The sequence below is a fragment of the Agrobacterium sp. 22-223-1 genome, assembly GCF_053522385.1.
Genome location: NZ_JBNWCN010000001.1, coordinates 710,588 through 733,363 on the forward strand (window position 1 = coordinate 710,588; position 22,776 = coordinate 733,363).

24 protein-coding genes are annotated in these 22,776 nt (G+C 61.6%); 10 read left to right on the forward strand and 14 right to left on the reverse strand.

Annotation, left to right across the window (positions count from 1 at the left end; genetic code table 11):
- Positions 1–173: 173 nt before the first annotated feature.
- Together ACQZ60_RS03465 and ACQZ60_RS03470 are read left to right on the forward strand one after the other, a co-directional pair.
- Positions 174–638 carry a BA14K family protein gene (locus tag ACQZ60_RS03465; protein WP_080852582.1) on the forward strand — a complete coding sequence of 155 codons (465 nt, stop codon included), beginning with the start codon at positions 174–176 and terminating at the stop codon, positions 636–638.
- A gap of 223 nt (positions 639–861) precedes the next feature.
- Entirely contained in the window at positions 862–1,377 is a 516-nt protein-coding gene (locus tag ACQZ60_RS03470) for a BA14K family protein (RefSeq protein ID WP_020808794.1), read from the forward strand.
- A gap of 55 nt (positions 1,378–1,432) precedes the next feature.
- Here ACQZ60_RS03470 and ACQZ60_RS03475 read toward each other — a convergent pair whose 3' ends face one another.
- Positions 1,433–2,428, reverse strand: coding sequence for a transporter (locus tag ACQZ60_RS03475; protein WP_269828058.1), 996 nt, complete (start codon positions 2,426–2,428; stop codon positions 1,433–1,435).
- A 220-nt stretch (positions 2,429–2,648) separates the two neighbouring features.
- Between ACQZ60_RS03475 and ACQZ60_RS03480 the strand changes: the two genes are divergently transcribed.
- The 3 genes from ACQZ60_RS03480 to ACQZ60_RS03490 all read left to right on the forward strand — a co-directional run bounded on the left by ACQZ60_RS03480 (position 2,649) and on the right by ACQZ60_RS03490 (position 5,615).
- Entirely contained in the window at positions 2,649–4,433 is a 1,785-nt protein-coding gene (locus tag ACQZ60_RS03480; protein WP_448734758.1) for an acyl-CoA dehydrogenase, read from the forward strand.
- Between the two features lie 10 nt (positions 4,434–4,443).
- Positions 4,444–5,202, forward strand: a complete 759-nt coding sequence (locus tag ACQZ60_RS03485) for a crotonase/enoyl-CoA hydratase family protein (RefSeq protein WP_448734759.1) — start codon at positions 4,444–4,446, stop codon at positions 5,200–5,202.
- A gap of 89 nt (positions 5,203–5,291) precedes the next feature.
- Complete coding sequence (locus ACQZ60_RS03490) at positions 5,292–5,615, forward strand: hypothetical protein (RefSeq protein ID WP_003521066.1); 324 nt, start codon at positions 5,292–5,294, stop codon at positions 5,613–5,615.
- On the opposite strand, the gene ACQZ60_RS03495 is transcribed toward ACQZ60_RS03490, so the two are convergent.
- The gene (locus ACQZ60_RS03495; protein ID WP_448734760.1) at positions 5,616–6,866 is read right to left on the reverse strand and encodes a class I SAM-dependent RNA methyltransferase; all 1,251 of its coding nucleotides are present in this window, start codon (positions 6,864–6,866) and stop codon (positions 5,616–5,618) included.
- Positions 6,863–7,615 carry a TlyA family RNA methyltransferase gene (locus ACQZ60_RS03500; protein ID WP_137452285.1) on the reverse strand — a complete coding sequence of 251 codons (753 nt, stop codon included), beginning with the start codon at positions 7,613–7,615 and terminating at the stop codon, positions 6,863–6,865. Before ACQZ60_RS03500 ends, ACQZ60_RS03495 begins: the two co-directional genes overlap by 4 nt.
- A gap of 268 nt (positions 7,616–7,883) precedes the next feature.
- Between ACQZ60_RS03500 and ACQZ60_RS03505 the strand changes: the two genes are divergently transcribed.
- Positions 7,884–9,905 (forward strand): methyl-accepting chemotaxis protein, encoded by a 2,022-nt coding sequence (locus tag ACQZ60_RS03505; protein WP_448734761.1) that lies wholly within the window; start codon positions 7,884–7,886, stop codon positions 9,903–9,905.
- 184 nt (positions 9,906–10,089) lie between these two features.
- Here ACQZ60_RS03505 and ACQZ60_RS03510 read toward each other — a convergent pair whose 3' ends face one another.
- The gene (locus tag ACQZ60_RS03510; protein ID WP_448734762.1) at positions 10,090–11,052 is read right to left on the reverse strand and encodes a nucleoside recognition domain-containing protein; all 963 of its coding nucleotides are present in this window, start codon (positions 11,050–11,052) and stop codon (positions 10,090–10,092) included.
- Between the two features lie 119 nt (positions 11,053–11,171).
- Between ACQZ60_RS03510 and ACQZ60_RS03515 the strand changes: the two genes are divergently transcribed.
- Complete coding sequence (locus ACQZ60_RS03515) at positions 11,172–11,624, forward strand: Lrp/AsnC family transcriptional regulator (RefSeq protein ID WP_078051176.1); 453 nt, start codon at positions 11,172–11,174, stop codon at positions 11,622–11,624.
- Positions 11,625–11,699: 75 nt separating this feature from the next.
- Positions 11,700–12,071: a nuclear transport factor 2 family protein gene (locus tag ACQZ60_RS03520; RefSeq protein WP_448734763.1), complete on the forward strand. Its 372-nt coding sequence runs from the start codon at positions 11,700–11,702 to the stop codon at positions 12,069–12,071.
- Positions 12,072–12,116: 45 nt separating this feature from the next.
- Here ACQZ60_RS03520 and ACQZ60_RS03525 read toward each other — a convergent pair whose 3' ends face one another.
- Both ACQZ60_RS03525 and ACQZ60_RS03530 read right to left on the reverse strand, forming a co-directional pair.
- Positions 12,117–12,425, reverse strand: coding sequence for a putative quinol monooxygenase (locus tag ACQZ60_RS03525; RefSeq protein ID WP_059760809.1), 309 nt, complete (start codon positions 12,423–12,425; stop codon positions 12,117–12,119).
- 6 nt (positions 12,426–12,431) lie between these two features.
- A complete protein-coding gene (locus tag ACQZ60_RS03530; protein ID WP_448734764.1) occupies positions 12,432–13,226 on the reverse strand; it encodes a helix-turn-helix domain-containing protein in 795 nt (264 codons plus the stop codon).
- A gap of 107 nt (positions 13,227–13,333) precedes the next feature.
- Between ACQZ60_RS03530 and ACQZ60_RS03535 the strand changes: the two genes are divergently transcribed.
- Positions 13,334–13,696, forward strand: coding sequence for a nuclear transport factor 2 family protein (locus tag ACQZ60_RS03535; RefSeq protein WP_448734765.1), 363 nt, complete (start codon positions 13,334–13,336; stop codon positions 13,694–13,696).
- 42 nt (positions 13,697–13,738) lie between these two features.
- Here ACQZ60_RS03535 and dxs read toward each other — a convergent pair whose 3' ends face one another.
- The 7 genes from dxs to ACQZ60_RS03570 all read right to left on the reverse strand — a co-directional run bounded on the left by dxs (position 13,739) and on the right by ACQZ60_RS03570 (position 20,077).
- Entirely contained in the window at positions 13,739–15,658 is a 1,920-nt protein-coding gene (dxs, locus tag ACQZ60_RS03540; RefSeq protein WP_448734766.1) for a 1-deoxy-D-xylulose-5-phosphate synthase, read from the reverse strand.
- Positions 15,659–15,757: 99 nt separating this feature from the next.
- Complete coding sequence (locus ACQZ60_RS03545; RefSeq protein WP_065654322.1) at positions 15,758–16,681, reverse strand: pirin family protein; 924 nt, start codon at positions 16,679–16,681, stop codon at positions 15,758–15,760.
- Positions 16,682–16,981: 300 nt separating this feature from the next.
- The gene (locus tag ACQZ60_RS03550; RefSeq protein WP_003503059.1) at positions 16,982–17,236 is read right to left on the reverse strand and encodes an exodeoxyribonuclease VII small subunit; all 255 of its coding nucleotides are present in this window, start codon (positions 17,234–17,236) and stop codon (positions 16,982–16,984) included.
- Between the two features lie 2 nt (positions 17,237–17,238).
- Positions 17,239–18,174, reverse strand: coding sequence for a histone deacetylase family protein (locus ACQZ60_RS03555; RefSeq protein ID WP_448734767.1), 936 nt, complete (start codon positions 18,172–18,174; stop codon positions 17,239–17,241).
- Between the two features lie 25 nt (positions 18,175–18,199).
- Entirely contained in the window at positions 18,200–18,763 is a 564-nt protein-coding gene (locus tag ACQZ60_RS03560; protein WP_448734768.1) for a biotin transporter BioY, read from the reverse strand.
- A gap of 31 nt (positions 18,764–18,794) precedes the next feature.
- Positions 18,795–19,400 carry an energy-coupling factor transporter transmembrane component T family protein gene (locus tag ACQZ60_RS03565; protein ID WP_448734769.1) on the reverse strand — a complete coding sequence of 202 codons (606 nt, stop codon included), beginning with the start codon at positions 19,398–19,400 and terminating at the stop codon, positions 18,795–18,797.
- On the reverse strand, positions 19,397–20,077 hold the full coding sequence (locus tag ACQZ60_RS03570; RefSeq protein ID WP_448734770.1) for an energy-coupling factor ABC transporter ATP-binding protein: 681 nt from the start codon (positions 20,075–20,077) through the stop codon (positions 19,397–19,399). The genes ACQZ60_RS03565 and ACQZ60_RS03570 overlap by 4 nt, the downstream gene beginning before the upstream one ends.
- Positions 20,078–20,190: 113 nt before the next feature.
- Here ACQZ60_RS03570 and ACQZ60_RS03575 point away from each other — a divergent pair, with 113 nt between their 5' ends.
- Complete coding sequence (locus ACQZ60_RS03575) at positions 20,191–21,387, forward strand: winged helix-turn-helix domain-containing protein (RefSeq protein ID WP_448734771.1); 1,197 nt, start codon at positions 20,191–20,193, stop codon at positions 21,385–21,387.
- 264 nt (positions 21,388–21,651) lie between these two features.
- Here ACQZ60_RS03575 and ribB read toward each other — a convergent pair whose 3' ends face one another.
- Positions 21,652–22,752 (reverse strand): 3,4-dihydroxy-2-butanone-4-phosphate synthase, encoded by a 1,101-nt coding sequence (ribB, locus tag ACQZ60_RS03580; RefSeq protein WP_003521085.1) that lies wholly within the window; start codon positions 22,750–22,752, stop codon positions 21,652–21,654.
- Positions 22,753–22,776: the final 24 nt, after the last annotated feature.

Genomic DNA, 22,776 nt, shown 5'->3' on the forward strand with positions numbered 1-22,776 from the left:
TTCATTTAATACGTCTTTCACCGGATGGTTGTCTTGGAACCAAATTTCTCTAAACTCGTTTGCACGTCATCGAATTCTTTTCGGGCATGAAACGGGGCTGTCCCATATCTCCGACAAGAGCGAGTGGGTGAAAAGGCGCGGGTCCAACGCGCTGAAGCAAACGGAGGAAGATCATGATGAATTTCCGGACAACGAGTGTCGCCACGGCGATGATCGTGTTCCTCACCAGCTTTACGCCGTCGCAGGCGTTCCAGGTCCCTGTTCCGATGCCCAAGCCGGCGGTTTCGACCGACAATGTCGTGCCGGTGCAGTACCGTGAATGGGACCGCCGATACGACCGCAGGCATGGCGACCGCATGTATCGCCCGCGCCCCCCGCGTGACGGCTATTATAACGGTCACCGCGGCTATCGCGATCGTCGTCCGGGTTACCGTTATCACAATGGTTACTGGTTCCCGCTCGCTGCCTTTGCGGCCGGTGCGATCATCGGCGGCGCCATGCAGCAGCCGCGTCCGACCTATGGCGGCAGCCACGTTTCCTGGTGCCAGAACCGCTGGCGGTCCTACCGCGCTTACGACAACAGCTATCAGCCGAGCAGCGGTCCGCGCCGCATATGCGTATCGCCTTACAGCCGCTGACAGGACTTTCGAAAGCCCGGATTTTGATCCGGGCTTTTGTTTTGCCGCTGCCGGATCGGGTAAACGAAGCGTGATGGGATCGTTAATGCTGGGTTCAGGCGAAAACGCCTAGCCTGCAACCTGCAATGTTCCAGCCAGACCGAAAAACTGGCCGAATGAGAATAAAAAAGTGTTATTATTCACGGAGAACGGCCTGTTGACCGTCGTGAATGGAGGAAGTCAGATGAGAAGCTATATGAAGAATATCCTGGCTGTCGGTCTTTCTGCGATTGTGGTTGCGGGAGCGATTGTTCCGGCGGAAGCAGCAATGCCTTTGCCGATCGCGCCGAAGAGCGTTGAGACCGCAGGCAACGATGCCAGCAAGAATATCGTGAACGTGCAATATTGGCGTGATCGCGACGGCTGGGGCGATCGTCGCGGCTGGTATCGCGGCCACCGTGGTTATCGCGATTACCGTCCGGGCTATCGTCACCATGACGGTTACTGGTTCCCGCTCGCAGCCTTTGCGACGGGCGCGATCATCGGCGGCGCACTCTCGCAGCCGCGTGAAGTCTACCGCCCGGTACCGGAATATCGTCCGCGCCCGGTCTATCGCGAATATCGCCCGGTCTATCGTGGCGGCATGAGCCGCGCGCATGTGAACTGGTGCTATGGCCGCTATCGTTCCTACGATGCCTATAGCAACACGTTCCAGCCGTATCACGGCCCGCGCCAGCCCTGCTATTCGCCTTACGGCTGATAGAGCCGCTTCAATCGAGAGAGCCGTCCGGTCGCCACCGGGCGGCTTTTTGCTGTCACAAGATCCGCGCGCGCTTCAGCACGAACCAGGCGAGCGCAACCGAAATCATGATGAAGATGCTGGCCGACAGCGTGCCGCCCGTGCCGACGGTAAACGGCAGCTCATCCGTATTCATGCCGAAGAAACCGGTGACCAGCGAGGGCGGCAGCAGGAATGCCGTCATCAGCGACAGAATATAAAGGTGCCGGTTGGTTTCCGACGAGAGTTTGGAATCGATTTCTTCATGCAGCAGCCTTGCCCGCTCCTGCAGGGCGTAGACATCGTGGTCGACAGCCTCCAGACGGCCCATCAGGCGTGAGGCGACATCCTCGAAACCATTCGGCATCTCGTCATCATCGGCGGCCGAAGCCCGCCGCATCAGGGTCAGCACGGTGCGCAGATGCCGGTGCAGGCGAACCACGGTGCGGCGCAGCGGGGCAAGACGCCGCCGCTCGTCACGGTTCTCGCTGTCATAGACCATATCCTCGATGGCGTTCAGCTCTTCCGTCGTCTCCATCACCAGATTGATGAGCGAGCGCTGGAATTCCGCCACTAGCCCCTCGAACACATGTGATGGCGTGAGGTAACGGTTGGAATTCTTGTCGACCGCCGCTTTCAGCCGGTCCACCGAATGCAGCGGCTGCAGGCGGGTCGTGATGATGAAACGGTCGCTCACCGCAAAATGCAGCCAGCCGAAATCGCGCGTTTCCTTGTCGAATTCCCGCTGGAAATCGACCAGCGTGCCGTAAAGCGATTTTTCATCGACCACGATGGAGGGATGCGTCTCATGGGTCGTAAGGCTTGCCCGCGCCGCCGGATCGAGACCCTCTATGGTCTCGAGAAAACCCGCGACACGCTGATCGGCGAGGTTGAGGTGCAGCCAGAAGAAGCCTTCGCACTCTGCCATTTCGTGAAAGCCGGCATCGGGCGCGAGCCGCCGGCACGGGGCCGTACCGGGATGAAATTGATAGGCCCAGACAAGGCCGGGAATAACGGGCGTTACGAGATCCATCGTGGCAGTCCTGACCGGCTGGATGGGAGGAGGGAGGCGTCCGTCGTTCCGGTGTGGGAGCGGCGGCGGCGAGGCGCCTTTCAGCGCATGCTGAGCAAATTCATATGACAGTTTTATAACAATCCCGCCGAAATGACGGGAATTTTCAAATTGACGTTTACGTAAAAATCATTTAGCCCGAAGGCAGTAGCAAGATGCCAGAGCTTCGGGAGGAGGCAGCATGTATAGCGCGCCGGTGGACGATATCGCCTTTACACTCAAACATGTAGCGGGTCTTGAAGACGCGCTGTCGACGGGTGCGCTGGGAGACCTTGGGGAAGATCTGGTCGATGCCATTCTGCACGAAGCCGGCCGTTTCGCCACCGCAGAGGTCGCGCCGCTCGCCGAGATCGGCGACCGCCAGGGCGCAAAGCTTGCCGACGGCAAGGTGACGACACCGGATGGCTGGGCCGATCTTTACCGCCGCTGGGCGGAAGCGGGCTGGAACAGCCTGACGGCGCCGGAAGAATTCGGCGGCCAGAACCTGCCGCATATGCTGAATGTCGCCGCTCTCGAAATGTGGAATTCCGGCTCCATGGCCTTTGCGCTGGCGCCGACGCTGACCATGGGCGCGGTGGAAGCCCTTGTCGCCCACGGCAGCGATGACCTCAAGCGCACCTATCTGCCGAAACTCGTCTCCGGCGAATGGACCGGCACGATGAACCTCACCGAGCCGCATGCGGGTTCTGACCTCGGTGTCCTGAAGACCCGGGCGGAGCGCAATGGTGATGGCACCTACCGCATCTTCGGGCAGAAGATTTTCATCACCTGGGGCGAACACGACGCGGCGGACAATATCATCCACCTCGTTCTCGCCCGCCTGCCGGATGCGCCGGCCGGCACGCGTGGCATCTCGCTGTTTCTCGTGCCGAAATTCCTGCCCGATGACAACGGCGCGCCGGGCAGCCGCAACGATCTGTTCTGCCACTCTCTGGAACACAAGCTCGGCATTCACGGCTCGCCCACCTGCACGATGATCTTCGGCGACGGCAAATTCGGCGAAGGGAAGGGCGCTCTTGGCTGGTTGATCGGCGAGGAGAACAAGGGGCTCGCCTGCATGTTCACCATGATGAACAACGCCCGCCTTGCCGTCGGCATGCAGGGTGTGGCGATCTGCGAAGCGGCGACCCAGAAGGCCATCGAATATGCCAGGGAGCGCACGCAGGGCAAGGCGCCCGGCTGGCAAGGCTCCGGCATGAGCCCGATCATCGAACACCCGGATATCGCCAGAACGCTTCTGACGATGAAGGCGCTCACTCAAGGGTCGCGGGCGATTTCCTTCAGCTGCGCGCACGCCATCGATATGGCGCATGCGACTGAAGACGCCCGGCAGCGCGCTCACTGGCAGGAGCGCGCTGCCCTTTTGACACCCATCGCCAAATCCTTTTCCACCGATGCCGGCGTCGATGTCGCCTCCATGGGCATTCAGGTGCATGGCGGCATGGGCTTCATCGAGGAAACCGGTGCTGCGCGTTATCTGCGTGATGCCCGCATCGCGCCGATCTATGAAGGCACCAACGGCATTCAGGCCATCGATCTGGTGCTGCGCAAGCTGCCGCTCTCCGAAGGCGCGCAGGTGCGCGGTTTCATCGCCGAACTGCGTGAGATCGCCGCCCGCACAGCCGCTTCGAACCGCGACGATCTCGGCGAGACCGGCCGTTATCTCGAAGCGAGCCTTGGCGATCTGGAAACGGCGACCGACTGGCTGCTGGACCGCATCAAGGCAGGCGAAACCGAAACCGCGCTCGCCGGCGCGACGCCCTATCAGCGCCTCTTCGGTCTGGCGCTCACCGGCGCATATCTCGCCAAGGGCGCATTGGCCGCCGTCGATGATGGCAGGGGCGGACATCGCGCAGCCCTTTGCCGTTTCGCTGCAGAAAATCTGCTGGCGGAAACGGCGGCGCTGAAGGACCGCGTTATATCAGGTGCGGCAAGCCTTGCCGCCGCCCGCACCGTATTGGCTTGAGGAGCTTCAGATGTCGGACGAACACATTCTCGTCGAGCGCGTCGGCCATGCGCCTGATGTCTTGACCATCCGCTTCAACCGGCCGGACAAGAAAAACGCCATCACCGATGCCATGTATCTGCGCATGGCAGACGCCCTGCACGCCGCCAATGCGGACCCGGAAATTCGCGTCGTCGCCTTTCTCGGCACGGAAGGCTGCTTCTCCGCCGGCAATGACATGGCTGATTTTCTCGCCTTCGCCATGTCGGGCGGAAAGGGCAAACTCGCCGCATTGGAACTCCTGAAAGCGCTCGTCGCTTTCGAAAAGCCCATGGTATCCGGCGTCGACGGGCTCGCCATCGGCATCGGCACGACGCTGAACCTGCATTGTGACCTGACGGTCGCCTCCAGCCGCAGCCTGTTCAAGACCCCTTTCGTGGATTTGGCGCTCGTGCCGGAAGCCGCCTCCAGCCTGCTCGTGCCAAAACTCATCGGCCACCAGCGCGCCTTTGCGCTGCTTGCCATGGGCGAAGGTTTTACTGCTGAACAGGCGTTACAGGCCGGAATGATCTGGAAAGTCGTCGCCCCTGAACATGTGGAGAGCGAAACGCTGGCGCTTGCCACCCGGCTTGCAGCCAAACCGCAGCAGGCGCTGAAGATCGCCCGCGATCTGGTTCGCGGCAACCCGGACGCTCTTCTCGCCCGCATCGAAGAGGAAGGCCGTCATTTCATCGCGCAGCTGCAAAGCGCCGAAGCGCGCGCCGCCTTCGAGGCATTCATGCGTCGTTAAGCGTTCCGGCAGGAATTCCTTGCGGTTAAGCAACCGGGCAATATGGGTTGGGTTAAATAATGCAACGTCATCGCCCGAAAGCCACCCGCATGCGTCACGTCGTTTTCGCCCTGTCCGTCTTCCTCTGCGCCGCCACTGTCACCGAAGCGGCGGCGATAACGCGCCCTCCGGCGGCTTCCGCCGGCAATGTCATTCTGGCGCAATCCGTCATTACCGAAGACGATGGCTCGGATTATTATTCCGGCCGCAATCGCGACCGCCAGCGCCGCGCCCGTTTCGTCTGCGTCATCACCCCGCCGGAGAGCGCCAATCGCCGCCGGCCCTATGTATGCCCCATCGAGCGGGGCCGCGTGGGCGGCGCCTGCCGCTGCTCGGGCGTGGTCGGTAACGGCACGGTCGATACGGCCTGGTGATTATTTCTCCAGCGTCGCCACCGCTTCCACATGCGGCGACCACAGGAACTGGTCGACCGGCGTGACGCGGGTGATGCGATAGCCGCCTTCCGTGAGGATGGTAAGATCGCGCGCAAGCGTCAGCGGATTGCAGCTCACCGCAACGATCTTCTTCACCGTGCTGCGGGCCAGTTCCTTGCACTGGAATTCCGCACCGGCGCGCGGCGGATCGAACACGACAGCATCGTAATTCTTCAGTTCGCTTGTCATCAGCGGCCGGCGGAAGAGGTCGCGTTTCTCGACGCTCACCGGCTTCAGGCCCTGTGTGTTGCGGGCGGCGAAGTCCAGTGCCTTCAGCGGCTTGTCTTCCGCTTCCACCGCATGCACCTTGCCGATGCGTGCGAGCCTCAGCGCGAAGGTGCCGGAACCGCAGAAGAGATCGGCAATGCGCTTCGATTTGCCGATATGGCCAAGAACCAGCTCGGCCATGGCGTCTTCCGCCTGTTTCGTCGCCTGCGTGAAACTGCCGGCCGGCGGGGAAACCGCAACGCCGCCGAATTCGATGATCGGCTTTTGCGGTTCGATCAGGATTTCACCTGAGAGCGAAACACGGGCAATGCCGCGCATGGCAAGCACCGTTTCCGTGAGTGTGCGCCGCTGCTTGTCGCTGACCGACTTGATGCCTTCGACCGAAATATCGAGACCCGAGAGCGTTTCCAGAACGGTGATGCGGAACGGTTCGGCATTCGCCACCATGGAAAGGCCGATGGCGCGGATAGCGTCCAGCCGCGAGACGATCCCGGGCGAGGTGACGGGACATTCCTCGATAGCGACGATGTGATGGCTGTTCGCCTGACTGAAACCGAGCAGCAGGCCCTTTTCCGTCTTGCGGGCGGCGAACACCGCGCGGCGGCGCTCGCCGGGGCGACAGATGACGAGATCGTCCACCGGCGGCGTCAGACCTTTCGATTTCAGTGCCGAAACCACCAGCTCCCGCTTGTAGGCATGGTAAGGCTGATCGGCCAGATGCTGCAGCGAACAGCCGCCGCAGGTGCCGTTCTTGCCATCGGGGCCGAAATGGCGGCAGGCCGGTTCACGGCGCTCCGCCGAGGCTTCCGTTATCGACATGACGGTGCCGTGATCTTTCACCTTCGCAATCGCGACCGTTTCTCCAGGCAGCGCGAAGGGCACATAGACCGGGCCGTCGGGACAGTGCGCGATGCCGTCGCCCTGCGCGCCGAGGCTCTTGATGGTGACGGTCTGTGTGCTCATGGCTTTTCGCCTCCGAGAAGAAATTCGATATTGCCGTCGCCGCCGGAAATCGGCGAGGGAATGAGGCCGAGGCTTTTCCAGCCCATGTCCTCGGTCAGCCAGCGTTCCAGCTCGGCAGCCACGGCAGGCGCCGTTTCCGGTTCTTTCAACAGCCCGGCCTTGCTGATGGCGTCGCGCCCCGCCTCGAATTGCGGCTTCACCAGCAGAACCGCCAGCGCGCCGGCTTCCGCAAGCTCGAGTGCAGGCGCAAGCGCGAGCTTTAGCGAAATGAAGGACACGTCGGAGACGATGAAGCCGATGGGCCGGTCATCGATGTCTTCCGCCGTCAGGAAACGCGCATTCAGCCCTTCCAGATTGGTCACGCGCGGATCGTTCTCGATTCTGGCATGCATCTGCCCGTGGCCAACATCGATGGCGGTGACGTGTTTGGCACCGCGCTCCAGCAGCACCTCGGTGAAACCGCCGGTCGAAGCGCCGACATCGAGGCAGTCATGGCCCGAGGGGTCGAGCCGGAAATGATCGAGCGCGGCCACGAGCTTCAGCGCTGCGCGGGAAACATAGGCCTGCGCCGGATCGCTGATGGCGATTTCGGCATCGCCGGCGACGGTCTGGCTTGGTTTGGTGACGATCTTGCCGTTGACGCTCACGGTGCCGCGCGCAACCGCGTCGCGCGCACGCGAGCGGCTGGCGAAGTGGCCGAGCGACACGAGAAGCTGGTCAAGCCGTTCATTTTCAGATGTTTTGGACATGGTCCCGTGTCAATGACCGCCAAACCCCGCCGATGCAAGCGATTTATCGCTGAAAGGGGCCAGCGATGCCCGCTGTCGCCCATTGATGTTGCACCGCAAAGTCAGAATGTTCGATTAATCCAATATAAAGGCTTGTATTGCACTTTGTGCACAAGGCCCGTGCGGCCACCGGAACCTGCCATGACGGCATCTCCTCCCATCCACAAAATTGCGGCCGTTGCAGCGCAGACGCTTGCTTCGAGGCATCGGGTCGCCGAGAGAGTTTGCGATGTCGCTTAAAAACCTCCCCATCAATCTGAAGCTCATAGCCACCTTCTGTGCCTTGATGAGCGTGTGCCTGCTCGCTTCCGCGGTCGTATTCTGGCAGACGCTGGGGAGCGAGCGTGTCACGATCGAAAACAACCGCACCAAGGATATCATCCAGGCCGTGGATGGCGCGACGGCAGCCATGCTGGAACAGGCCGTCAACCAGCGCGGCTTCCTGCTGTTTCGCAGCGACAGCACTTATAACGATGTATTCGCCCAGCGCGACCTGATGCTGAAGAAGCTCGATGAGGCCCGCGCGCTGGCTGTCGGCCGGCCGGACATCCTGACATCCATCGACGACATGCAGAAATCCGCCACCGTATTCTTCAAGGAACTGGCGGAACCGCAGATCGCCGCACGCAAGACGACCGAAGCGCCGATTTCCGAAATCATCGAGATCGGCCGCAACCAGGCCAAGGGCCAGCTCGATGGCTTCCGCGCCTCCGCCGCCAAGATCAAGGAGCAGTTGAACGGCCTGTCCGCCGCTTACGCGGCAGAACAGCAGGCAGCCGCACTGAACCTCAAATATGCGCTTCTGGGTGGCGGCGCTGTCGCCGGTCTTCTGGCCGTTGCCCTCATCTGGGCGCTGTCGCGCTCCATCGTCACGCCCATCGTCGGCATGACGGCGGCGATGAGCAGGCTCGCCGATGGCGATCTGACGACGGAAGTTCCGGCCACGGATCGTGGCGACGAAGTCGGCAAGATGGCGAAGGCCGTTCTGGTCTTCAAGGAAGCCGGGCTGGAAAAATCCCGCCTTGCCGGCGAGACCGACCGCATGCGCTCCGCGACGGAGGCTGAACGCCGCCGCAACGAGGAAGAAAAGGCCAAGGACGAAGCCGCCAGCGCTTTTGCCAGCGCCGAGCTTGGCAAGGGCCTTGCCGCTCTCGCGGATGGCGATCTTTCCTATCGCATCGAGACGCCTTTTGCGCCCGCCATCGATCCGGTTCGCGTGAATTTCAACAGCGCCGTCGAAAAACTCCAGCAGGCGCTGCGCACGGTCGGTGAGAACGCAGCCGCGATCAATGCCGGCGCTTCGGAAATGCTCTCCGCCGCCGACGACCTGTCGCGCCGCACCGAACAGCAGGCGGCTTCCATCGAGGAAACCGCCGCAGCGCTGGAAGAAGTCACCACCACGGTGCGCGATAGCGCCCGCGGCGCGGAAGATGCCGGCAATCTGGTCCAGCGCGCCCGCGCCGGTGCGGAAAAGTCCGGCGTCGTGGTCCGCAAGGCGGTTGCCGCCATGCGCGAAATCGAGAAGTCCTCGGGCGAAATCGGCAATATCATCGGTGTCATCGACGATATTGCCTTCCAGACCAACCTGCTGGCGCTGAACGCCGGCGTCGAAGCCGCCCGCGCCGGTGATGCCGGCAAGGGCTTTGCGGTGGTTGCGCAGGAAGTCCGCGAACTCGCCCAGCGTTCCGCCAATGCCGCCAAGGAAATCAAGACGCTGATCGGCGCTTCCAGCCAGCAGGTGGAAAACGGCGTCAATCTGGTCGACGAGACCGGCAAGGCTCTGGAACTCATCGTTGCGGAAGTCGAGGAGATCAATGCCCATGTCAGCGCCATCGTTGTCGCTGCCCGCGAACAGGCGACCGGCCTGCAGGAAATCAACACGGCCGTGAACACCATGGATCAGGGCACGCAGCAGAATGCCGCCATGGTGGAACAGCAGACCGCCGCCAGCCACTCGCTGGCCCGCGAAGCGGGAGCACTGAACAGCCTGCTCGGCCAGTTCAGAATGGATGGCGCACGCGCTGTCGTTGCCAGTGCCGGCGGATATTCCGCACCGCGCCAGTCTTCCGCCAGGCCCGCCTTCCAGCCCGCGCCGGCCGCACCGGCCCGCAAGGCGCCGGTAAAATCCGCCTCCGCAACCGCAAGGCCTGTCGCCTCGCCGGCCCGTGCGCTTGGCCAGAGCCTCGCCCGCGCCTTCGGCGGTGCTGCCGAAGCGCCGGCTGCCAAGGATCAGGACTGGACGGAGTTCTGAGCCGGGCTTTCAGATTGAACTTATGGATTGGGGGCCGAAAGGCCCCCTTTTTGCGTCGGTCATTTCAGACGGGAAACGCCGCTTAGAGTTTTTTCGCTTTTCTTCGAATCGCGAAAACACTCTAACTCTTTGTTTTGGCGCATTTCCGGACGGAAAAACGGGGCCCACTTTTCCTGGAAATGCTCTATGTGCCCTGTAGCCGGAACATCCGCGCAAAGAACAACTCGTCCGACAGGCGGTGAAGCAGGGCGGCGATGCCGGCGGTCGCGGCAATGGCGAAAACAAGCCGCCCGGCCAGTACGCCATAAACATCCGCGCCAAGCGACATCACCACGAGCGTGTCCTCGATCACGCTATGGGCAAAACCCATGAACACGCAGGAAAGAAACACCTGACGCGGCGAGATCGTGCCCGATTGCGCCTCGCGGATCAGGAAGCCGGCGCCGTAGGAAATCCCGAGAAACAAGCCGATGGCGGTAAGATGTTCGGCCTCGCCGCGAATGCCCGCAAGACGCAGCAGGGGCGAGAGCGCTTTCATCATCAGCGCCAGCAGGCCCGTCAGCCTGAGGATTTCAAGGCAAAGGGAAAGTGCAAGCAGGATGACGAGCATCCAGACCATGGTTTCCCCGAGACCGAGGAAATAGGCGGTCCATTCAGGCGTGGCGCCCATCGCAATCCAGGCGGGGTTTACCGGCGCGGACAGCCATCCCATCGCCTCCAGAACGTGATGCAGCATGAAGGCATAGAGCAATCCGCCGCCGACGCGCAGCGCCGTGGTGACGATCATGCCCGGTCCCGCCTTTTCAATGATCTTCTGTTCGATGGGCAGGCCATGGGCGAACAGGATGAGTGCCGAAAAAACGGTGATATCCGCAACGGTGAGCGACGATGCGGGCACAAGCGTGAAGATGAGCGGCACCGCACCCCATATGCCGACCAGCATTGCGGTCAGCCAGGCAAGACCAAGCTCCGGCGGCAGCCCGATGAGGTTCATAACCGGCGCAAAGGCAGGCGCCACCGCCTCGATCGCGCCCATCCTCGACAACAGCTCGGTCAGAATGGCGATTGGAACCGTGATCCGCACAAGCACCCAGTAGATTGCAAGCGTTTCCCGCGTTTTTTGCCAGACGGGCAGGAAAAGTGACATGTGAGACTCCCTGAAGGTTGTTCCCATTCACTAATCCCGGCGCGTTCGCATTTGCGGTCAAAGATTGCAGTTTCATGCAATTTTATTGCAAATCTAATGGCGAGCGATATGCTGCCGGCATGGATCGGATCGACCGGAAACTACTGAACCTTCTGCAGAACGATGCGTCGCGCACCAATGTGGATATGGCCGATGAAGTCGGGCTGTCTCCATCCAGTTGCCTGCGCCGCCTGCAGCGGCTGCGCAAGTCGGGCGTGATCGACCGCATCGTGGCGATCCTCAACCCCGCAAAGGCGGGACGGGTGATCAAGGCTCTGGTGACGGTGGAGCTGAAATTGCACGGCGAGCAGCATATGCGCCGCTTTCTGGATATTGTGAGCGCCGAAGAGGCCGTGTCGCAGGCCTATGCCGTTACTGGCGCAACCGATGTTGTGCTGATGCTGCGCCTGCGGGATATGGAAGAATTCGACGCCCTGTGCGACAGGCTCTTCCGCGACCAGCACAATGTCGCGCGCTTTGTCACCATGGTCGTCATCAAGACGGCGAAAGAGGAAACGGCCATCAGGCTTTAACCGGAGCCCTTCAATGCGGGACATTCCCTCGTCTAGGAATCCATTTCGCCACGACGTTTTTAGAAGAGGTGCGTTTTGAATAGTGAAATCGAACTGCCGGTACAAAAGCAGCTTGAGGCCTACAATGCCCGTGACATCGATGCCTTTATGCTCTGGTGGGCGGATGATTGCCAGTATTACGCTTTCCCGGCGACGCTTCTGGCAGGAAGCGCGGCAGAGATTCGGGAACGTCACATCGAGCGCTTCAAGGAACCGGATCTCTATGGGAAGCTGCTGAGGCGCATTGTCGTTGGCAATGTCGTCATCGACCATGAAACGGTCACCCGGAACTTTCCAGAAGGAAAGGGAGAGGTCGACGTTGCCTGCATCTATGAAGTTGAGAACGGCAGGATCGCCAGGGCCTGGTTCAAAATCGGCGAACCGCGGATATTGTCGCGAAAATCCTAGCGCGTGCAAAAGGATGCACGCGCGGCTTTCCCATCGTCCACGTCGCTATGCGGCGTGATCCGCCCGCATGGGGTGCCAGACGGAAATATCGCGCGGGGCGTCGAGAAGCTCGGGCAGGGCATCGTGCCATGCCTGCCGATAGGGCCGGTGAATCTGAACGTCGATGACGTCCTGATGGTCGCTCCAGGTCTCATGCAACAGGAAGCGGTTCTCGTTTTCACCATCCCGGTGCAGGGTTGCGTTCACGAAGGTCTTTTCATGCCGCATGGCGTCGAGCAGCGCATTCAGCAATTCGAGAAAGCGCTCGCGCTGGCCGGGGCGGACCTGAAAGCCGATGAGATAGGTGGTGTGCACGGGGTGTTACTCCTTGGTGCCTTGCATCAGTGCTTCGCGGGTTACCGCGTCAGCGGGGTAGAAACATTCCAGCACCAGTTCGGACAGCGTGACGTCTGTGGCCGTTCCGAAAACCGTGGTGGTTGAAATGAAGCTCAATATGCCGCCCGAAGATGGATCGTGAAGCTGGAGCGGTATGGCCAGAGGATCGGCCCCGGCGGCGTGGGGCGAGGCCTTTGGCGCGGGATAGGCCGCAAGCTCCGCATGCAGCCGGGAAAGCACCTCGTCTCCCGTCTCTTCGCCCTGACGGCGCAGGCGTTCCAGCAGGTGATGACGCCATTCGGCAAGATTGACGATGCGCGAACTCAGGCCCTGTGGATGCAGGCTCAGCCTCAAGGCGTTAAGCGGCGGGCGAAGCAGCTCTTCGGAAACGCCAGCCAGAAGCGACGTGATCGCCCCATTGGCGAGAACGACGTTCCAGTGCCGGTCAACGGCAAGGGCGGGGAAGGGCATATGCCCGTGCACCACGGTTTCGACGGCCTGCCGGGCCGCCGCCATATCGGGCGCATCCATCGGCCGTTCGGAATGAACAGGTGCATAACCCGCCGCCAGCATCAGCCGGTTGGCGGCGCGGGCGGGCATGGAAAGCTGCTCCGCCAGTTTCGCGAGCATCTCGCGGCTGGGGGACGAACGCCCGCTTTCCACGAAACTCAGATGGCGCGCGGATATGTCCGCCTCCATCGCCAGATCGAGCTGGCTCAACCTGCGGCGCGCACGCCATTCCTTCAGCACCTGGCCGACATGTTCTCGATGATGTGTCATGCCCCGCAGCCTAGCAGAAGAGAGCGGCAATGCGATTACCTCTGAGGTAATTGTTCCGCTTCCCGACCCTCGGCATGTTTGGGCTGTCAACCAGAAGGAGCGCAATCATGACGCAGCATCTCGCAATCGCCGAAACCTATCTCGCAGCCTGGAACGAGGAGGACAATGAACGCCGCAGGCATCTCGTCGGTAAGGCATGGTCGGAAAACACGCGTTATGTCGATCCGCTGATGCAGGGTGAGGGGCAGCAGGGGATCGCTGCGATGATCGAGGCGGCGCGGCAGAAATTTCCGGGATATCGTTTCGTACTCACAGGCACCCCGGACGGCCACGGCAATTTCACCCGTTTCTCATGGCGTCTGATTTCGCCTGACGGAGACGATGTCGCTGGCGGAACCGATGTCGTCAGCCTGAATGTCGAGGGACGGATCGAAAACGTTGTCGGTTTTCTCGACGGCGCTGCATCCTGAGGCAGAGGCGGGATCGTCCCGCCTCCTGTCCCGGCAATCTTTTCAGCCGGCGAAACCGACGCCGGCCTGACGCTGGCCGAGCGCATTAAACACCGTGGAAACGATGCCGGCCCGGTCGAGGCCGGCATTGGCATACATGGTCTCGGGCTTGGCCTGTTCCACCCACTGGTCGGGCAGGGTCAGCGTCCGGACCTTGGGGCCATGGTCAAGCAGGCCGGCGCTGGCCATGAAATGCAGGACATGCGCGCCGAAACCGCCAACGGAGCCTTCTTCGATGGTCACCAGAACCTCGTGATGGCTGGCCAGCTGGCGGATGAGATCGAGATCGAGCGGCTTGGCGAAGCGCGCATCGGCGACCGTCGTAGAAAGGCCGGCCGCATCGAGATCTTCGGCGGCCGCAAGGCATTCCGCAAGGCGCGTGCCGAAGGAGAGCAGCGCAACCTTGGTGCCCTCCTTGATGATGCGGCCCTTGCCTATCTGAAGAATCTCACCGCGCGCGGGCATCTCGACGCCCACACCTTCGCCGCGCGGGTAACGGAAGGAAATCGGGCCTTCATCATAGGCTGCCGCCGTACGGACCATATGTTTCAGCTCCGCCTCGTCGGCGGCCGCCATCACCACCATGCCGGGCAGGGTGGCGAGGAAGGTCGTGTCGAACGAACCGGCATGGGTCGGTCCATCCGCGCCGACGAAACCGGCGCGGTCGATGGGGAAACGCACCGGCAGGCTCTGGATCGCCACATCATGCACCAGCTGGTCGTAACCGCGTTGCAGGAAAGTGGAATAAAGCGCGCAGAACGGCTTGTAACCATCAGCCGCAAGCCCGGCCGCAAAGGTGACGGCATGCTGCTCGGCAATGCCGACATCGAAGGTGCGGGACGGGAAAAGCTCGGCCATCTTGTCGAGGCCCGTGCCGTTCGGCATGGCGGCGGTGACGCCGATGATCTTGTCGTCGAGGGTCGCTTCCTGGATCAGGGCTTCGGCAAAGACGCTGGTATAGCTCGGCGCATTCGGCTTGGCTTTCGCCTGCGCGCCGGTGATGACATCGAACTTGTTGACGCCGTGATATTTGTCGGCTGCGGCTTCCGCCGGCGCGTAACCCTTGCCCTTCTGCGTCACCACATGGATGAGGACGGGGCCTTTCTGGTTATCGCGCACATTGCGCAGCACCGGCAGCAGGTGATCGAAGGAATGACCGTCGATTGGGCCGATGTGATAGAAGCCAAGCTCCTCGAACAGCGTGCCGCCGGTCACGTAACCGCGCGCATGGGTCACGGCGCGGGTAATGGCGCGGTCGATGGTCTTGCCGAGATAGGCTGTCAGTTTCTTGCCGAAATCGCGAAAGCCCATATAGGTGCGGCCGGAGGCGAGGCGCGCCAGATAGGCGCTCATCGCGCCCGTCGGCGGCGCAATCGACATGTCGTTATCGTTGAGGATGACGATCAGTCGCGCATCGAGCGCGCCGGCATTGTTCAGCGCCTCAAACGCCATGCCCGCAGACATCGAGCCATCGCCGATCACGGCAATCACCTTGCGGTCGCTCTGATCCAGCCCCGCCGCCACCGCCATGCCGAGACCGGCGGAAATGGAGGTGGAGGAGTGGCCGGCGCCGAAATCGTCATAGTCGCTTTCGGCCCGCCGGGTAAAACCGGAAAGCCCGCCTTCCTGACGCAGGGTGCGAATGCGGTCGCGCCGGCCGGTCAGGATTTTATGCGGATAACATTGGTGGCCGACATCGAAGATCAGCCGGTCTTCCGGCGTGTTGAAGACCTTGTGAATGGCAATCGTCAATTCCACCACGCCAAGGCCGGCACCCAGATGGCCACCGGTCTTCGACACCGCGTCGATCATCTCGTCGCGCAGTTCCCGTGCCAGTTCCGGCAGGTCGCGATCGTCGATCTCCTTGAGATCGGAGGGGAAATTCACCCGGTCGAGCAGTGGGGTCTGGGGCATTCCGGTCAATCGTTCGGCCTTTTCTCGTGGTCAGCAGGGGGCACCGGAGCGTCTTTCATGGTGAAAGCCGACGGTCCATTCCTGCATGTCGTACACTTCTATAGAATTTCAACCTTCCGGCAAAGGGACAAACTCTTCTTCGTCGCCGGGAACGATATCGAAGCGTCCGGTTCTCCACTCCTGTTTGGCCTGCTCTATGCGTTCTTTTGATGACGAAACGAAGTTCCACCAGATGTAGCGGCGCTGATTGAGCGCCGCCCCGCCGAAGATCATGATGTGACAGCCATTGCTGCCGGCCTGCAACGTGATGTCGTCGCCCGGCCGGAAGACGAGCAACTGGTCGGCGGCGAAAATATCGCCCGCCACATCGAGCGAACCGGACAGAATATAGATCGCCCGCTCCTCATGATCGGCGGAGAAGGGAAATTTCACCCCCGGCTCCAGCGTCAGGTCGACATAGAGCGTATCGGTAAAGGCCGAAACGGGGGAGGTGAGGCCTTCGAATTCGCCGATCACCACGCGGCCGGTAGCGCCCTTGATATCGATCAGCGGCATGTCTTCCCTGGCCGTATGGGCAAAGGCGGGGTCGATTTCTTCCATATGGTCCGGCAGGGCAAGCCAGGTCTGCAGGCCGGACATGGAAAGCGGGTGGCCACGCAGGTTTTCCGGCGTGCGTTCCGAATGCACGATGCCACGCCCGGCCGTCATCAGGTTGATGTCGCCGGGGCGGATGACAAGCTCGGTGCCGAGACTGTCGCGATGCTTGATTTCGCCGTCGAACAGATAGGTGACGGTGGAAAGCCCGATATGCGGATGCGGTTTGACATCGAGCGCCTCACCGGCCTTCAGGATCGCCGGGCCCATGCGGTCGAAGAAGATGAACGGCCCCACAAGCCGCCGCTGCCGGGTCGGCAGCGCGCGGCGCACGGCAAAGCCGCCAATGTCGCTCGTGCGGGGAATGATGAGGTTCTCGATGGCGTCGCAGGCAAAAGCATCACCCGCGACGGGATCGTTACCGGGGAAGAAGGACATCGCAAGCTCCTCGTATCGTCTGGCGGGAGTTTAGCATAACCGAGGGGGAGGGGAGCATCGCGATATCGAACGCAGCGTCAACGATCCTTGTTAACACGACATTGTGAGAACACCTTGCGGCCGTGGAAAGTTTTCAAACCTCTCCTTCGTCATCCTCGGGCTTGCCCCGAGGGTCTAAAGACGTCAATAAAATCGATGCATTGCAAATCCTCGAGACAAGCCCCAAGGATGACGTCGAGTGTTTGAATCGGCAGGTGGCTACCTTATCGAATCACGTCCAAACGCTCCCGCTAAACGCAGTCATTCCCCGTCCAGCGGCTCCACACCCTGCGGCTTGCCCGCACGATCGAGACGGATTTTCTCGATTCGCTTTTCGGCAGCGTTCAACAGCGTCTCGCAGTGTTTCTTCAGGGCTTCGCCGCGCTCATAGATGGCGATTGATTCGTCCAGCGCCACGTCTCCGCGTTCCAGGCGTGCGACAATGCTTTCCAGCTCGGCGACGGCCTTTTCGAAGGAATAACCGCTGACATCGGCTGTGTTGGCATTTTCCGTCATGTTCAACCCTTCATCATTCTCAAAATATGCATGGCTGCCGATTCCGCCAGCCCTTCCAGATCATAGCCGCCTTCAAGCAGGCTGACGACCCGGTTCGATGCGTATTTGTCGGCCATTTCCAGAAGCCGGCCCGTGGCCCAGTCGAAATCCTCGCCCACCAGATTGATCTGCGCCAAGGGATCGCGGTGATGCGCGTCGAAGCCGGCGGAGATGAGGATGAGATCGGGCGAAAAATCGGCAATCGCCGGCAACACGCGGGATTTGAAGGCCTCGCGGAAATATTCGCTGCCGGTGTTGGGCGAAAGCGGCGCGTTGACGATATTGTTCTTCACGCCGGTTTCGTTTTTGTCGCCGCTCCACGGGTAAAGCGGCATCTGGTGGGTGGAACAGAACAGCACGGAAGTGTCGTTCCAGAAGATATCCTGTGTGCCGTTGCCGTGATGCACGTCCCAGTCGATGATGGCGACGCGCTCTGCGCCGTGCGCCTTCTGCGCATGGCGGGCGGCAATCGCCACATTGTTGAAAAGACAGAAGCCCATGGCCTTTGCGGTTTCCGCATGGTGGCCGGGCGGGCGGGCCGCGACGAAGACGTTGTCGGCCGCACCGGTAAACACGTCGTCCACCGCCGCCATGGCCGCACCGATGCCGGTCAGCGCCGCCTGCAGGCTTTTTTGCGAAACGTAAGTGTCGGCCTCGACGCGGTTGATCTCGCCATCCTCTTCGGGGATTTGCCGCATGATGGCAAGCAGATGCTCCTCCGGATGCGCCAGCAGCACCGCATCCTCATTCGCCTGCGGCGCTTCTTTGCGTTCCAGCCGCTCGAAATTCGGGTGTTCGAGCGCGATGTTCAGCGACCGCAGGCGGTCCGGCCGCTCGGGGTGGCCGGATGGCGTGATATGCTCCAGGAAGATCGGATGTTCGTATAAACGCGTCGCCATTCTTTTCCTCCCGAAGAAAGTCTGTTCAGGCGCGCTGCGGCAGAAGTGGATAACCGGCCATCACGGCGCGGCCGGCAAGTGCGGCAAGCACGGCCTTCAGCGCATCGCCCGGAATGAAGGCGAGCGAACCCATGAAGGCCTTTTCGAAACCGAGCCCGACGACCAGCGCCAGATAGGTGATGCCGAAAGCATAAAGCACGACCACGCCGCCGATCAGGCTGGCGACGAAAAAGCCGATACCCTGTGACAGTGCCGACTGGCCGCGATTGACGAGTTTTTCCGAGAGCGTGCCGGTGACGAAAACCGCCGCGATCCAGCCGATCAGGAAGCCGGTGGTCGGCGTGGTGAAGATGGACAGGCCGCCGCGTCCACCCGAAAGCACCGGCAGGCCGATGGCGGCAATCAGGATCGTCAGGAGAACCGCCAGCGTGCCGCGTTTCGCGCCCAGCACGACACCGGCCAGCATGACGCCGAGCGACTGCGCGGTGATCGGCACGGGGATGAAACCGAGCGTGATCGGCGGCAGAAGCCCGAGTGCGATGATGATGGCGGAAAACAGCGAAATCAGCACAAGGTCGCGGGTCGTCATGGCTCGGAAACTCCGGATGGTTATCTGGCCGTCAGCTTTGGCCTCTGAAACCGCGCGCGTCAATGGCGTCGGCAATGGCATCCGCATCCTTCAACGTCATAATCACCAGCGGCACGATGATGGTGGCCATCCGCACGGGCAGGCCGCGCGCCCGGTGCGCATCGCGCACCGCATGGTAACGATTGACGATCTCGGGCACGAAACGCACGACGAGCCCGACCGAAAGCCCGATGTCGGCGGCCTTCACCAGCCCCAGCCCTTCCAGCGGGGCGGCGGCAAGCGCGATCTCATCCATGAATTGCGAAATGCTGACGGTGATGGTGACGGCGGTGGCAAGCAGCGCCAGCGCCGTCAGCCGCAAAAGATTGACACTGGCATCATGGGCCGGAAGCAGGAGATAGCTGAAGGCGGCGACGAGGAAGATGGTCAGCATCACCGGCCGCAGCCGCAGGCCGATATCCTTGAAGGGCAGCCGGGTAGCGCCCAGAATAAGGGCGGCCAGAACCGTCGCGCCTGCGAGAACCAGCAGATCGCGGGTGAGGAACAATGCGATGCTGAAACCCATGAGCGCCAGGAGTTTGAGGCGCGGTGAAACGCGGTAGAGCCAGCCGGTGCCTTCCACATGCAGCGATTTCATCGCGATGCCACCTCCAGATAACGCGCCACCGCTTCTTCGGGTGCGGCGTCGGCCACCAGTGCGCCCTCATGGAAAACCAGCACCCGGTCGAAACCCGCAACCAGCGGCAGATCGTGGGTGATGACAACAAGCGCCTGCGACAGCGCGGCCATGGTCTTTTCCACGGTGGCTCGGTTTTTGAGATCGAGCTGGTTTGTCGGCTCATCGAGAATGAGGATTTGCGGTTCGGTGACCAGAAGCGCCGCCAGCGCCGCAAGCTGCAATTCGCCGCCCGAGATTTCGTGCGCACGTCGCTCTTCCAGGTGAGCGATGCCGAGCCGGGCAAGGACGGCTTTGACCCTGGCGTCGGTTTCCGCCCTGCCGAGGCCGAGCCGTTTCAGCCCGAAGGCGACATCGTCGCGCACGATCGGCAGGATGATCTGGTTCTGCGGGTTTTGGAAGATGAAGCCGACCGCCTGCAAGACCGTCTTGGCGTCGCTCACGGTGTCGAGACCGTTCACCGAAACCTTGCCCTCGCTCGGTTTGTTCAGCCCGTTGATCAGCCGGGCAAAGGTGGTCTTGCCGGAACCATTGAGGCCGATCACGCCGATGCGCCGTTCCGTCAATGTCACAGACAGCGGCTGCAGGGCCTGCCGGCCCTCGAAAGCGACACCGGCGGCGTCGAAACGGATTTCCAAGCTTACATCCTCGCGCTCTTTTTCCGGTTCTATACCCCGTCATCAACAGAAGTGAAACAAGGAACAAAAAAAGAACATTGCAATCCTGAAAAAGCCGTCATACCTTCTGCACCATGGTGATCAAGGTTTCAAACGAAGCGGCAAGGCGGATTTTTCTGGCGCGGCAGGGGCTCTCCTCTCCGCCCGGCAAGGCGCTTTCAAAGAGCGACCTGCTGCAGCTCATCACCGATATCGGTTTCGTGCAGGTGGACAGCATCGGCACGGTGGAGCGCGCCCACCACCAGATTATTTTCTCCCGCAACCAGACCTACAGGCGCGGCCACCTGACCACGCTTTTGGAAAAGGACCGGGCGCTTTTCGAGCACTGGACGCATGACGCCTCCATCCTGCCGACGGAATTTTATCCCTATTGGAAACATCGTTTCCGCCGCCGCGAGCCGATCATTCAGGAGCGCTGGCGCAAATGGCACGGCGAGGGCTTCGACGCGGCTTTCGGCGAAACGCTGGAGCGCATTGCGGCCACCGGTCCGGTTCTGGCGCGGGAGCTGAAGGAGGAGGGGCACCAGTCCGGCGGCTGGTGGAACTGGCATCCCTCCAAGACCGCGCTCGAATATCTCTGGCACACCGGCAAGCTCGCGATTGCCGGCCGCGTGAATTTCCAGAAGATCTATGATCTCGCCGAACGGGTCATTCCCGGCGAGCATCATGGAACCGAGGTGGAGCATGCCGAATTTGTCGACTGGGCCTGCCGTGAGGCGCTGAAGCGGCTGGGTTTCGCCACCCATGGCGAAATCGCCGCCTTTTTCGATCTCGTCACCCCGCAGGAGGCGAGGGACTGGGTCAAAAGCCATCGCGATGAACTCTGCGAGGTCTCACTTCTTGCAAGTGACGGCGACACTGCCCGCCCGTCTTTTGCCTTTGCCGGTTTCACCGCCGACCTGACCGACGTGCCGGAACCTTCATCCCGCGTCCGCGTCCTCAGCCCCTTCGATCCGCTGTTGCGTGACCGCAACCGCACGGAGCGGCTGTTCGGCTTCTATTACCGCATCGAGGTCTTCGTGCCCGAGCCGAAACGGCAATATGGCTATTATGTCTTCCCGCTTCTGGAAGGTGACAGGCTGATCGGCCGCATCGACATGAAGGCGGATCGCAAGCGCGGCACGCTGGATGTGCGCCGCCTGTGGCTGGAACCCGGCGTGCGCGCATCAGTTGGACGGCTGGAGAAGCTCGACGCGGAACTGGTGAGGCTGGCGAAGTTTACCGGGGTTGAGAGTGTGAACTATCTGGAGGGCTGGCGGGAGGAAAACTGAGGTCTTTCGCTCGGGACACTGTGAGAGTGGCATCCCACCGCGCGATGCCGTCTTCGCCTCTGAGGTAGCACGGCGTCGCCGCTTGTTTCTTCTCCCCGTCGGGGAGAAGGTGGCCCGAAGGGTCGGATGAGGGGTAAGCTCTCCGTATATCGGCAACGTGGCCCCTCAACCCGCTGCCGCGACCTTCTCCCCGGCGGGGAGAAGGCGAGGATGCATCCACTCGCTTCACAATTGCCCTGGAAAACCAAGGCAAACCCCAAAACATCACCCGATATCCGTCGCCGAAATCTTGATGCCGAACCCTTCAAGGCCGACATAATGCCGCTCGCGGGTGGTCATCAGCTTGATGGAGCTGATGCCGAGGTCTTTCAGGATTTGCGCGCCGAGGCCGATTTCCAGCCATTCGTTTTCGCGCGAACGGGCCTGCGCATGCGCCTCGTCGGGATCACGCGCCTTGCGACGTCCAGCCACCTGGCCGACGCCGACGGAGCCTTCACGCAGATAGACGATGACGCCTCGGCCTTCCTCGGCGATCTTCTGCATGTAATGCCGCACCGGCTGGCGGTCGCCGAACACGTCGTCGGCGACATTTTCCGGGTGCAGGCGCACGGGAATATCGATGCCGTCTCTGATATCGCCGAAAATCACCGCCATATGCTGCATCGGGTCCCAGGGCAGGGAATAGGTCTGCGCCTTGGCGGGTCCGAAGGGCGTTTCGATGGTGAAGGAGGATTCCATCTCCACCAGGGTTTCCTTGCGCTGGCGATAGGCGATGAGATCGGCGACCGAAACGTGCTTCATGCCGTGTTTTTCGGCGAAATCCAGCACCTGCGGTCCGCGCATCACCGTGCCGTCGTCATTCACCAGCTCGCTGATGACGCCGATGGGCGGCAGGCCGGCGAGCCGGCAGAGATCGACCGCCGCTTCTGTATGGCCGGAGCGCATCAGCACGCCGCCCTCACGGGAAATCAGCGGGAAGATGTGGCCCGGCCGGGTGAAATCGGAAGCGCCGACATTCGGATTGGCAAGGTTGCGCACCGTCAGGGTGCGGTCATCGGCGGAAATGCCGGTCGTGGTGCCGTGCTTGAAATCGACGCTGACGGTGAAGGCTGTCGTATGCGCGCTGTCATTTTCCGCCACCATGGCGTTGAGGTTCAGCCGCTTGGCTTCCTCGCGCGGCATGGGCGCACAGACGATGCCGGAGGTGTGGCGCACGATCAGCGCCATTTTCTCCGGTGTGCAGTGAACCGCCGAAATGATCAGATCGCCTTCGTTCTCACGGTCGTCATCATCGGTCACGACAACGATTTCACCGGCTTCGAAAGCGCGGATGGCGTCCACGACGCGTTTCTGGTCATAGGCCATGGCGATGCCCCTTATTTGAGAGCA